This window comes from Parvibaculum sp., assembly GCF_030651915.1.
In the GTDB taxonomy this organism is placed as follows: Bacteria; Pseudomonadota; Alphaproteobacteria; order Parvibaculales; family Parvibaculaceae; genus Parvibaculum.
On the sequence record NZ_JAUSBV010000005.1, the window covers coordinates 184,210 to 196,174 of the forward strand.

9 protein-coding genes are annotated in these 11,965 nt (G+C 59.4%); 5 read left to right on the forward strand and 4 right to left on the reverse strand.

Annotated elements, in window-relative coordinates; all coding sequences use genetic code 11:
* Positions 1–27: 27 nt before the first annotated feature.
* Positions 28–909 carry a glycine zipper 2TM domain-containing protein gene (locus Q7V31_RS05285; RefSeq protein ID WP_304732836.1) on the reverse strand — a complete coding sequence of 294 codons (882 nt, stop codon included), beginning with the start codon at positions 907–909 and terminating at the stop codon, positions 28–30.
* Positions 910–1,034: 125 nt separating this feature from the next.
* On the opposite strand from Q7V31_RS05285, the gene Q7V31_RS05290 reads away from it, so the two are divergent.
* Together Q7V31_RS05290 and Q7V31_RS05295 are read left to right on the forward strand one after the other, a co-directional pair.
* On the forward strand, positions 1,035–2,360 hold the full coding sequence (locus Q7V31_RS05290; RefSeq protein WP_304732838.1) for a Glu/Leu/Phe/Val dehydrogenase: 1,326 nt from the start codon (positions 1,035–1,037) through the stop codon (positions 2,358–2,360).
* A gap of 92 nt (positions 2,361–2,452) precedes the next feature.
* Complete coding sequence (locus tag Q7V31_RS05295) at positions 2,453–3,256, forward strand: undecaprenyl-diphosphate phosphatase (RefSeq protein ID WP_304732840.1); 804 nt, start codon at positions 2,453–2,455, stop codon at positions 3,254–3,256.
* Positions 3,257–3,271: 15 nt separating this feature from the next.
* Here Q7V31_RS05295 and Q7V31_RS05300 read toward each other — a convergent pair whose 3' ends face one another.
* Positions 3,272–4,423, reverse strand: coding sequence for a fatty acid desaturase (locus Q7V31_RS05300; protein WP_304732841.1), 1,152 nt, complete (start codon positions 4,421–4,423; stop codon positions 3,272–3,274).
* 351 nt (positions 4,424–4,774) lie between these two features.
* Between Q7V31_RS05300 and Q7V31_RS05305 the strand changes: the two genes are divergently transcribed.
* Positions 4,775–6,211: a HAMP domain-containing sensor histidine kinase gene (locus tag Q7V31_RS05305; protein ID WP_304732843.1), complete on the forward strand. Its 1,437-nt coding sequence runs from the start codon at positions 4,775–4,777 to the stop codon at positions 6,209–6,211.
* Between the two features lie 20 nt (positions 6,212–6,231).
* Here Q7V31_RS05305 and Q7V31_RS05310 read toward each other — a convergent pair whose 3' ends face one another.
* Positions 6,232–7,683: a class I SAM-dependent methyltransferase gene (locus Q7V31_RS05310; RefSeq protein WP_304732845.1), complete on the reverse strand. Its 1,452-nt coding sequence runs from the start codon at positions 7,681–7,683 to the stop codon at positions 6,232–6,234.
* Between the two features lie 175 nt (positions 7,684–7,858).
* Positions 7,859–10,156, reverse strand: coding sequence for an RND family transporter (locus Q7V31_RS05315; protein WP_304732847.1), 2,298 nt, complete (start codon positions 10,154–10,156; stop codon positions 7,859–7,861).
* Positions 10,157–10,438: 282 nt separating this feature from the next.
* Here Q7V31_RS05315 and Q7V31_RS05320 point away from each other — a divergent pair, with 282 nt between their 5' ends.
* Both Q7V31_RS05320 and Q7V31_RS05325 read left to right on the forward strand, forming a co-directional pair.
* Positions 10,439–11,752: a methyltransferase domain-containing protein gene (locus Q7V31_RS05320; RefSeq protein WP_304732849.1), complete on the forward strand. Its 1,314-nt coding sequence runs from the start codon at positions 10,439–10,441 to the stop codon at positions 11,750–11,752.
* The gene (locus Q7V31_RS05325; RefSeq protein ID WP_304732850.1) at positions 11,739–11,960 is read left to right on the forward strand and encodes a hypothetical protein; all 222 of its coding nucleotides are present in this window, start codon (positions 11,739–11,741) and stop codon (positions 11,958–11,960) included. Before Q7V31_RS05320 ends, Q7V31_RS05325 begins: the two co-directional genes overlap by 14 nt.
* The last annotated feature ends 5 nt before the right edge of the window (positions 11,961–11,965 follow it).

Here is an 11,965-nt window from a genome sequence, read left to right on the forward strand (position 1 = left end):
GCCCGCCAGGACCGGACACCCCTCAACTCAGGAGTTGACGATCTCCCATGAGCCGTCGGGCTGACGGCAGGCCTTACCGTAAGCATCCTCGGCGCGACCACCGATGGTGATGACGGTCTGATACTCGCGGCAATAGTGACCGGGATGGGGCTCATAGGTGCGGACCGGCGTGACCTCGTAGCCATATCCAGAGCGGATGTCTTGCCAGGAAACCGGATGGTGGTTCGGTGCATATTCGAGCACATCGCCGACACAGGCCCAGTTGCTGGCATCGACGGCATGACCGAGCGCGCCGCCAAGGACAGCACCGATCAGGGCGCCGCCAATCACCGGCCCGGCACCCCTGCCCTGGTCGGCACCGATCACGCCGCCAAGGATAGCGCCGATGACGGTGCCAACGGCCTGGCTGTTACAGGCGGAATAGCGATAGCCGTATCCATGGCTGCCATAGGACGCATCATAGTAACCCGCTGGCGGGCGCATATAGACCTGCTGCGGGACCGTCACATAATGATAGGTGTTGCGATAGACGACGGTCGTGCTGGTTCGGGGCGCCGCGCCGGTGCGTGGTCCGTAGTGTCCGTACCAGGGTCGGTCCACATAAACCGGACGATATGTCTGCCGCGTTGCTCCCGGCAGGTGACGCTGCTGAATCTGCTGTTGACGAACCTGCTGCCGGTGCTGCCACAGCGGATCGGCTTGCGTGCGCGATGGATGTCGTGTCTCGACCGGATGGTCCTGGCGGTGGCGCATTTCGCCGCGTTGACCATATCGGTCGTCCACATGACCTGCCAACCAGACGTCACGCTCCATGCGCTCGACCGGCGCCGCCAGCGCTGCGCCGCCAAAGCCGACGCATAGCAGGGCAGCGATGGCCGCGCTCGCCAAATTTCCAGTTTGTCGCACCATGGTGCGCCTCCGTTCCAAGGACGGAAATCCACTTCCGCCAACATCGACAGATTTTCATCGGGCGCCTGAACGGTCCCTGAACTGGCCGTTAATCTTCAGGTCGGCATTGCGACAGGCCACCGCAGTTGAATTCGCCGGCCGTTTCCTCTCGAATCCCCCATGTCGGGATTGCCGCGATCTTCCCCCCCCCAAAAAACCCTGGAGATTCGATGTCCAACACACACGCAACGCCTACGTCCTACGAGATTTCCGTTGGGGCGGCCTGCAAACGGTTGGGGTACGGTCCGACGATCGAATCACTGCTTTCGCTCGCGGCGCTCGAGCTCAAAGTCGAGATTCCGATCGTGCGCGACAATGGAGAACTTGCGATTTTCACCGGTTACCGCGTCCAACATCAAAATGTGCGCGGACCTTGCAAGGGCGGACTCCGCTACCATCCGGACGTCGACATCCAAGAAGTGCGCGAACTCGCGGCGTTGATGACCATGAAGACGGCGCTCGTCAATATTCCGCTTGGCGGCGGCAAAGGCGGTATCGCCTGCAATCCGCATGAAATGAGTCAACGCGAACTGGAAGTTCTGACGCGGAAATTCGTCAAGCGCATTCATCGCGAGATCGGCCCAAACTCCGACATCATGGCACCAGATGTGGGAACCAATGCCCAGACGATGGGCTGGATTCATAGCGAATATTCCGCCATCTACGGGCACTCGCCGGCGGCCGTCACCGGAAAGCCGCTTGCCCTTGGCGGTTCGCCAGGCCGTAACACCGCGACGGGGCATGGGATCGCGATCGTCGTTGCCGAGTATGCCAGGCACCACCGGATGCCGCTGAAGGGTTCGACAGCGGTCGTTCAGGGTTTTGGCAATGTCGGATTTCACGCAGCTCAGGCACTGGCAGCACTGGGCATAAAGGTCGTCGCAATCTCCGACTCGCGCAGCGCTGTTTACCGTGACGGGGGGATCGACCTTGCAGCATTGTCGGATCAGAAGCACGCGCGGGGTTCGCTCAAAGACACGGAAGGTCACGATTCACTGGAGCCGGATGCTTTGTTCGAGATACCATGCGACTTTCTGGTTCCCGCCGCGCTCGGCGATGCCATTCATGCGGGAAATGTCGCTCGCCTCGCATGCCGCATCATCGTCGAGGGCGCCAATGCGCCGGTTACCGCCGAGGCGGATCTGACGCTCCGGGAGCGCGGCATAGCCGTCATTCCCGACATTCTCGCGAATGCGGGCGGCGTGATTGTCAGCTATTTCGAATGGGTGCAGAACCTTCAACGACAGGTATGGGCGCTGGAGACAGTCGATGCCGAGCTCGAACGCCTTCTTGGCAATGCAACCCGCGAGGTGCTGGCACACGCTGCTGGAGCCGATCTCGACCTTCGATCCGCAGCCTTCGACATTGCCGTGAGACGGGTCAAGGAAGCGCTGGAGGCCACCGGACTCTGAGCCCTCATCTCTCTGACATAAGGTTCATGTAACGCTTGGCATGTTAGGCTCTAGCGGAATCAGTCCCCCCGCAGCGCAGGAACGCCCGCGACATGCCAGAGACCAGTTTTCTGCAGGCCCTGTTTCTCGGCATCATCGAGGGGGTAACCGAATTTCTGCCGGTTTCGTCGACCGGACATCTCATTATTGCCGGCGAGCTGATCGGTTTCGACAGCGTGCCCGGCGAGGTCTTCGAGACCACAGTTCAGATCGGCGCCATTCTGGCGATATGCACCCTCTATCGGGAGCGGTTGACGTCCGTTACGCGAGGCCTCCTCAACGGCGACGCCGCAGCGCGCTCCTTTCTAACGAGCATTCTCATCGCCACGCTACCGATGGTCATTCTGGGCGCGCTCTTTTACGACTTTATCGTCGGCGTCCTGTTTTCGCCCTATGTGGTCAGCGTGGCATTCATTGTGGGCGGCATCGCGATCATTGTGATCGAACGGCTGAATATCGACCAGCGTATCGAGTCGATCGAAGCTATCGCGCCTTTTACTGCCGTGAAGATCGGGATTTTCCAGTGTCTTGCGCTCATTCCAGGGATGTCGCGCGCGGGCGCAACCATCATTGGATCGCTGCTGGTTGGTGTCGAGCGGAAGACGGCGGCTGAATTTTCCTTCTTCCTGGCAATTCCTGTCATTGTCGGCGCCACTATCGTTGACCTTTGGGGCAATCGCGCATTGCTCGACGGTGCGCATGTTCCGGTTCTGGCGGTCGGCTTTGTCGCAGCGTTCCTGTCGGCGCTGGTCGTCGTAAGGTGGTTTGTCGGCTTTGTCAGCCGTCACGGCTTCTCAGCCTTCGGATGGTACCGAATCGCCCTCGGCAGCCTGTTGCTCGTCTATTTCCTGATGTGAGCCTGAGAACGCGCCCTACTCGGCAGGCGGTTCGCCGCCGGCGCGGCGCTGCCCACCGGCGTCCTCCGACGGCCGGGCGACGCGGCCAGAGCGGCGCGGAACCTGACGCGGACCCGCCGCCGGTTGCAATGGACGGGCGACGCGCAAATCCTTCGGCATGTCGCGGCCATGTGCATCGAGATCAATCGGCGGCGCTGTCGGCCGGCCATCGAAATCGATCCACTGCTTGCGGTCATAGTCGAACAGCTTGCACGCGCGGACAATCTTCAGATATTCGCCGAGGGACAGCCGGTAGCGGACGACATCGTCGCCATAGGCTTCAATCAGCTTTGCCTGCGCGTCAGTCAACTTGTAGCCTGGTATCGAAGGCAGCGCGTGATGCGCGTGATGCAGCATCACCCATTTGAACAGCGGCAGGAAGTCGAACGGCAGATCGACATGCGCTGTGCCGCGTATATTGCCACCGTAAAACGTCCATTCTTTCGGGTCGTCGAACCAGGGCACGGCCGGATGGTTGTGCTGCAGGAATATCGACAGCGCCATCAGGTAGTTCCAGACCGCAAAGGGAAGCAACCAGCCAAGTAGCATGGTCAGCCAAAGCGCGCGATCCGGCGACAACCAGCTACCCAGAACACCGATTGCCGCGACCATGCCGCCACCGACGAACACCACAAAAAGTGTATCAGGGAGATGCCGACGCCACTCGTTGCGCGATTCAGGAGATGTCGGCAAGACCAGCTTCGGGATCCAGAAAGCGATCCAGTAGTAGATCAGCGGTCCGAAAACACCGCGATAGACGCGCTCCAGTCCCCGGCGCAAGAGCGGTGCTGCATCGAACTCACCCTTCGACATCGGGGCCCACACATAGTCGAACCCCTTGAGGTTCGTATAGCGGTGATGAATCCGATTGTGGACGACGTCCCACAGACTGCGAGAGTGCAAACAGGGGATGAAGACCAATCGGGTGATCCAGCGATTCATCGTACGGCCGGGCACAAAGGCCGAATGTCCACTGTCGTGACCGATCAGGAACAGAAGGCCGATCAACGCCCCGTTCGCGACCGCGAAGACAATGTTCACAGCGAGAGGCAGTGGCGCTACCGCGCCGGCAAGCGTCGCAAAATAGAGAAAGTAATGAATGCCGAGAATGCGCAGGCCACGACCCAACGATTTTTCAGTGACATCCGCTCGTTCGGCGGCAGTCAACCAATCAGCCGGCACGCCGGCCTTCAAAGGCCTCCGGCTGTCTCTCGCGCTTTCCGTCGTTACAACGTTCACGTCCGGCCAAGTCCAATCGTTAACCAATGCCTGAGACTTTCTTTGGCACTTAGAACTTTAGGTTAAGCACCTCTTAATTGTGAAGCGCAAGTTTTAATCAGGGGTCCGGAAAATCAACATTTAAGACGATTTTAGGGAAGGTCATGCCAAAAAGAACCCGGGACCTGATGTTTCTACGAGCCCGGCGCATCGCCGAAGACCGGCAGCGGCCTGGATCGGCAATTGGCGTGGATCAGTATATTGACCCTCGATGACAGTGCCGCGCTCACGGTGGATCGACGCGATTTCTCGATGCATTGGCTCACGTTGCAGTTTCGTGAAGCCGAGCTTGAGGACAACTTCGCGGCAGACAACTATGCGCGCCAGATTTCCATCACCCGTCTTTCGGTGGTGATGGGTGCATTTGTCTTCTCGCTTTTTGGCATTCTCGACAGCTACATCGTTCCGGAGGTCCTCTACGAGGCGTGGTTGCTTCGTTTCGGCCTTGTATGCCCCGTTCTCCTCGGCCTCGTCGCATTCTCCTATTCCGGTCACATTTCCTATAAGAACTCCGGCTGGCTTTCGCTTGCCATGGTTGCCCCTGGAATTACGGTCGTCACATTGACCGCAATCGCCGATGCACCAGGCGCATATCTTTATTACGCTGGCCTCATTGTCGTGATTGCCTACAGCAATTGCCTTTGGCGGCTCAGCTACATCTATTCGACCGCAGTCTCGCTGACGACGGTCGCCGCCTATCAGTGGGTCATCGTATTCGTCAATCCCGTGCCCTTCGAGATATTCATCAGCAACAATGCGTTCATGGGCTCGGCCGTCGGCATAAGCATGTTTTTGAACTACGTTCAGGAGCGGCAGTTGCGGGTCAGCTTTGTGGACAACGAGAAATTGCGCTTCGAACAGCGGCGCTCAGAGCGGCTATTGAGCCGGTCGGAGGCTGCCAGCCGCGCGAAGAACGACTTCCTCGCGATCATGAGCCATGAGCTGCGAACGCCACTCAATGCCATCATCGGGTTTTCGGAAATCATCGCAAATCAGATGTTCGGGCCCGTCGGGCAGGCCAGATATGTCGACTATGCCGGCGACATCCGTTCGAGCGGCGCACATCTATTGAGTATCATCAACGATATTCTGGACATTTCGAAAGCGGAGGCCGGCAAGCTCCAGCTGGAAGAAGAACCGCTCGATCCGGTCGAGTCGCTCAATCGGACCATGCGTATGTTCCGCCAGCGCGCCTCGGAACTCAGCGTCGATCTTACCTTCCGCGTAAGGGACGACATTCCGTGGATGATTGTCGATCCACGTCTGTTCAATCAGGTGGCGATCAACCTGACTTCGAACGCGCTCAAGTTCACGCCTGAAGGTGGGCAGGTTCGGGTGGACCTCGGCCTCGACAGCGCCGGTGACCTGGTGCTCAGCGTCGAGGACACCGGCATCGGCGTCAAGGCATCCGACATCACTCGAATATTCGAGCCCTTCGTGCAGGTCGAGGATGCCATGTCACGCACTCAGCAAGGCACGGGCCTTGGGCTACCGCTGGTCCGAAAGATCATGAGCCTGCACGGCGGAACGGTCGAACTCGAGAGCCGCGTCGGCGAGGGAACGACGGTCAAGGCCACGTTCCCGAAGAGCCGCTTTGTCGCTCCCGACGTCGAGAATGTCAGCCGGCAGGCGCACTGAACGGACCTGTTCGCGATCCACTATGCCGGCTTGTCCACCACCATCAAATAGATGCACTTCGTCGAATCGACCTCAACCGTGACATTGGCGACATCAAGACCGTCGATCAGCGCCAGCATATCCGCCTCGGTGCGGTAGACCAGGCTCCAGTCCGTCACGAATTCAAGCGGCCATTCGCACGCTTCGCGGCCCTTCTTGACGTTTGCGAGTATGAGCTTTCCACCAGGCTTCACCTGTGCGTAAAGATCGTGCGTCAGTGCGCGGGCGCGGCGGGCAGAGAGGTAGTCGTAGAGGCCAAGGCTGTAGATCACATCCTGTGGCGGCAATGTCTTGAAAAGAGCGCCGGCCTTCAGGAGTTGAGCAAACGACGCCTGCAGGCACTGAACCTTGGCGCGGCCCGCATGGCGGACCACTTCGGGATAGGCGTGCTCGTAGGCATGGTTCAGCGCCCGGTCGTCCTGGTCGATAAGTGTGAAGTTGACCGGCGACGGCAGGCGATCGATCGTCAGATAGTCATAGACTTCGTAGGCCGAACCGCAGCCGAGATTGGCGATGTTCAACGGCGTGTCGCTGGCGTTTTCCGCAACACGTTCCGCAATCAGCTTCTGTGTCATGCGCAATCGCGTGCCGACGCAGGCGCCGGTCTCGATGCCGATGCGATGCAGCAGCTTTTCATAGGGCGTATTGCCTACACGCTGCCACTCGTAGACGTAGTTCATGATCCGGAAATCCCCCGGATAACCCAGCGGCTTCTCGTAACAGCGCTTCATCACGGCGCCCGGCATGAAGTCGGGCGTCAGCACGCGTTCGGCATAGCGTTTGTGCCGCGCCAGCATCACCGGATCGCTCCAGACCGGCGTCAGAATATCGTTGCCCCGATACCAGAGTTCCTTCCACTGCGGCACGATCCGATCCTCACAGGCGATCAGTGCGTCGAGCAGCAGTTTTTCCCGTTCGCTACCGGTCGCCGTGAGGCGCGCCTCGAAGGTTTCAAGGATGCTCTTGTAGGACCGGAAGAGATTGAGAATCTCCGTGCTGAGTTGCTGGAACGCCGGCAGGATGCCCTGCGACGTGCCGAACGCCGGATCGGCCAGCGCTTGCGTCAATACCAGGCTGTCGTGATCGGTTACGATCGTCGGAATGTCGAGAAAGCCGGTGGTGAATTCGAGCGCCACCGTTGTTCGCATTCCGTGGGGTTCGATCCGGCGAACCCGGCCGGCACCGGCAAAAAGGCGGGCATCGCCCAGGCGAAGCTCGAAAGGCATTTCGGCGCCGATCAAATTGTCCCAGCCTCCGGCTCTCCCGCTCTGGACGGCGATACCCGTCATGCTGAGGTTTTTGAGCGTCGCTCGCTCGTCATCGATGAATACGGCTGGGACCGCGTCGCGAAAGAGCTGTTCCGGTTTGAAACGCTCCGCGCGGTAAAACATCTTCCGCCCCTGCTCACCCGTCAGTTGCTCATAGGTCCGCATTGCCCACCCGCCCGTTACTCGCAGAAACTGTATCCGTAGATACCGAGGTCTAGAGAATCATAATGGCTAACAAATTACAAATATTAACAACTAGTTAATGGATGCCTTTAAAGCATTCCATAACGGAGAGTCTAGGGATAATCGCGAATCTAGTATGGAGAAGCTCCGGCAACTACTAGCCGGCTCGCTTCGCCGCCATGGCGCGGCTGTTTTCGATGATCCGCATCACCGGCGGCAGCATCAGCCAATCAATGAAGAGATTGGACATGATGACCATGGCGGTCATCGCGCCGAGCGAGCGGTTAACCTCGAAGCCCGAAAAAACCAGCGTCCCGAAGCCGAGCGTCAGCGAAGCCGTGATGACCAGCATGGCGACGCCGACAGTTGCGAAGACATAGTTGATCGATTGCTCCGGGTCGAGGCCGCGTGCGCGCGCCTGCCTGTACATCAGCAGGAAATAGATCGTGTCATCGACGACGAGGCCGATGGTCATGGCGGTCACGACGGAGGCAGCCAGGCCGATGTCCTGATAAAGCAGTCCCCAGAGACCAAAACCGACCAATGATGGCAACATGTTGAGAAAGATGCTGAGAAAGCCCAGAAATGCACTCCGCAGCGCGAGCCCCACAATGACGGCGATCAGTAAAACCGACACGGCTGTGCTCAACATCATTGAGCGAATGTTGACTCCCGACAATTCGGCAAAAAGAAGGTTGATGCCAGTACCGGCACTATGCATTGGCGGCGGTGCATTGGCCGACAGCCACGCCGTTGCCGCCGCATTGAGGGCGCGGATCTCACTCGAAGTTTTGTGGCGCAAGATAACTGTAACGCGGCTCGACGAGCGGCCAACATTGATCTGATCGTTGAGCGAGGCGCCATAAGGCAGCGACATTTCGTAGAGCAGGAAGTATTGGGCGATCAGGTCTCGGTCGTCCGGTATTCCACCCGGGTCAACCGTTTTACCGCCGTTCATGGCCTCATGGACACGGCGGGTGATATCCGGAATGGCGATTACACTGACGACGCCGTCCTGTGTGCGCAACCAGCTCTCGAAACCCGCGAGGTGGCGCTGGTAGGCCGGATCGTATACGCCGCCTTCCTCGCCGGCGCCAACATCGAACTCGACAATATTCAATCCCGTCAGCCGATCTTCGGCAAAATCCGATGCCTGCCGATAGTCAAAACGCCAATCGAAATATCGCGCGAAATCGTCATCCAGTCGAATGTTGCCGAGCCAGAATGCACATGAAACGACAACCACGCCGCATAAAAAGAAGAGCTGCTTGTAGTAGCGGTTTACAAAGTGGCCGAGCGAGACCATCACGGCCTCGGACCGCTGGACGGCCGGCCGCAACGGCATCAAGACAAGCATGGCCGGTAGCCATGTGAAGGTGAAGCAATAGGCAATCGCGATGCCGATGGCGACAATGTTTCCCTGCTGGCGCAGCGGCGGCGCGTCGGCCAGATTCATGGCCAGGAAGCCGATCATCGTGGTGGCATTGGTCAATGTAACGGGCCAGAGGTTCATCCGTACCGCCTCGGCAATTGCCTCGCTTTTCGACAGACCGCGCCCGAGCGCACTGAGCGCCGTGGTGACGATCCGGACGGCGGCAGCCATGTTGACCGTCATGATGATGATCGGACAGGCGACGGTGGCCGTATTGATTTCCCAACCGTACCAGCCGGCGATACCCATCGCGGTGGCGCTGGAAAGGCCCAGCAGCGACAGGATCGCGATGCTGGGCAATACAGCACGTACAAACACGAACATGACGAGCGCGGTGACGACCAGACTGATCGGGATCAGCACCATCGCGTCATTCATCGCCGCTTCCGAGAATGTGCCCATCAGCACCACATTCCCGGTGATCTTGACCTCGATACCCGGGTGATCCGCCTCAAAGGCGGCCACAAGCGCCCGGCTTGCGGCGATGATGGCGCGTACCTCGACCGAGGCTTCGGACGGGAGATTGAAATTGACCAGGAGGCCCGCCGCGCGCCCGTCCTCGGCCAGAAGTCGGTTTCTCACCATCGGATCGCCGAGCGCGATCCGTTCAATCTCACGCGCTTCCGCCATCGTAACGCGAGACGGGTCGGGAACGAGATCGGCAACGGTAAAACTGTCGTCGTCGGCCGAAACATGAGGGAAATTGGTCAGTGCATCGACACGCGTCGAATGGGGCAACTGCCAGGCCCGTTCGACAAGGTCACCGATTGCCGCCAGCACATCGGGCTCGGTTACCTTTCGCCCACCCGCCCATACAACCAGCAACACATTGTTGTTCTGGCCGTATCTGGCGTCGAATTCCTGCAGGGTCTTGATCCCCGCGCCGTCAGGCGCGAAGAACACGCGTGTGTCGGAAGAGATCGCGAACTGGGCAATGCCAGCTGCCGCAACCAGAAAAATACCCAAGCACAGCGCGATCGTTGCGCGCGGCAGCCTCAATACCGGATTTATCACTCTGGCCATGAAACGGCGCCGCCCCACCCAACTCCCAATCAGCGCGAGGCTAACTTGGGCGATTTCAGACGCAAAGAAAAGTGGCGAGTTCAGGATACGTTAACAATCGGGTCGATACGTCGGAAACGAGGATTTAACCTACATGGCAATATTATGGGGTTTGAGCCGCTGCCCCGCGCCGACTTAACTGGTGACGTGAAGCCGGCGTGAGGCATCGAGGAATCGAAGATCGAAGGGGGAATGGCCCGCGCGAATGCGTGGACTGGCCTCGGGGAAACCGGCGGACCGACCATGGGCGACACAACGCTCGTCAATCTGGCTACAGTCGGCAGCGACGAGCTGCAGGCAATGTCGGTCGCTGCTTTCACGTCTGGTCTCGAATCCATGTCCGGGGATGCAATCGCGCGCTTCCGGCGAATGCGCAGGCTCAGCGCCAACCATCGCCAGGCGCTCGAAAAATATCTCGTCGCACATCCCGAGAAGCGGCCGGGCCAATCAGGTGCGGCGGCCCCGGACGTTGAGGAGAAAACCGGCGTCAAGCCAGTCCGACCGAAAGAATCCGGTCTTGTCATGGAATTCCTGCTCCGGATCATTGCCTGGTGGGAAGGTATGGATACCGACGATGTTGCTCGGGCCAAGGGCATCGCACGACGGAAAAAGAAGAAGAAAAAGAAGAAAGTCCCGGCGGTGCCCGCACCGAAGCCGCAAGCCATTGCCAAGCCAGCGGTTGCGGCGGCTGTTCCGGACGAGGTGCCCGAACCGCCGCCGCTCGGCCGCATAGACATTATCCAGAAGCTCTGGGGTGACGGTTTCAGCCTGCCTGGCGGCAGCGAATTCGCAATCAAACTGGTTCGCCCGCTGACGCTCGAAAAGGGCGCGCTCTATCTCGACCTTGCACCCGGCCTCGGCGGTGCGATGCGCGCGGTCTCCAAGGCCTTCGGCGTGACGATCAAGGGCCTTGAGGCCGATGCCGAACTCGCCGCGGCCGGACACGAACTCTCCGAACGCGCATCGGTCGCTGCGACTGCCCCCATCATCGCTCGCCCGGACGGATTTGCAGCCGACGACTTTCAACCACACGGACAGTATGCGGCCATTTTCATGCGCGAAGCGCTCTTTGCCGTTGAAGATCGGGACACCATGTTCGCGTTCATCGCCGAGGCATTGCGCGACAACGGTTCTCTGATGTTCACCGACTTTGTTCTCGCTAAAGACGAACCCGACAACGACGCAATGATCGTCTGGGAAAATGCGGAAGCGGCAGCGGTATTTCCATGGACAGAGGCCCAGTATCGGGAAGCACTCGAAACCCAACATTACAAAATCGACAGGATCGACGACCTGACCGCCGAATATCTGCCGCTTGTTCATGCTGGATGGCGGCATTTTCACGATTGCCTGCAAAACGCCAAACTTCCGCCCGAAACGGTGGCCATGTTGATGCGCGAAGGCAATGCATGGCTCGCTCGCAGCCGCGCGCTCGAAACCGGAATGCTACGTCTCCTGCGTGTTCATGCGCTTCACCAACCGGCCGGCACGAGGACGCAGGAATCAGCCGGCGACGGGCACGGCGCGGACGCGGAATTGGCCGATGCGCCGCAATGACGACCGAACAGACGGAGCTGCCGAAATGTCGGCGGAACAAATGATGCGCGATACAAATACCTCGCCGAACCGCGATGCCAATCGTGTCGAACCGATTTTCGACGCGTCCGGTACGCTCCGGCACAACGTGCTCCGCAGGCTCGGTGCAGCGCGCGGTGAACAAACCGAATGCAGCATCGCGGACACAAATTCGAAATCCACGCGCTAAACCTG

Coding starts and splice junctions, on each gene's coding strand:
- Q7V31_RS05310 (WP_304732845.1), bottom strand. CDS start 7,683: ATGCGGACCTATGAGCAACTGACGGGTGAGCAGGGGCGGAAGATGTTT.
- Q7V31_RS05285 (WP_304732836.1), bottom strand. CDS start 909: ATGGTGCGACAAACTGGAAATTTGGCGAGCGCGGCCATCGCTGCCCTG.
- Q7V31_RS05295 (WP_304732840.1), top strand. CDS start 2,453: ATGCCAGAGACCAGTTTTCTGCAGGCCCTGTTTCTCGGCATCATCGAG.
- Q7V31_RS05315 (WP_304732847.1), bottom strand. CDS start 10,156: ATGGCCAGAGTGATAAATCCGGTATTGAGGCTGCCGCGCGCAACGATC.
- Q7V31_RS05325 (WP_304732850.1), top strand. CDS start 11,739: ATGCGCCGCAATGACGACCGAACAGACGGAGCTGCCGAAATGTCGGCG.
- Q7V31_RS05320 (WP_304732849.1), top strand. CDS start 10,439: ATGGGCGACACAACGCTCGTCAATCTGGCTACAGTCGGCAGCGACGAG.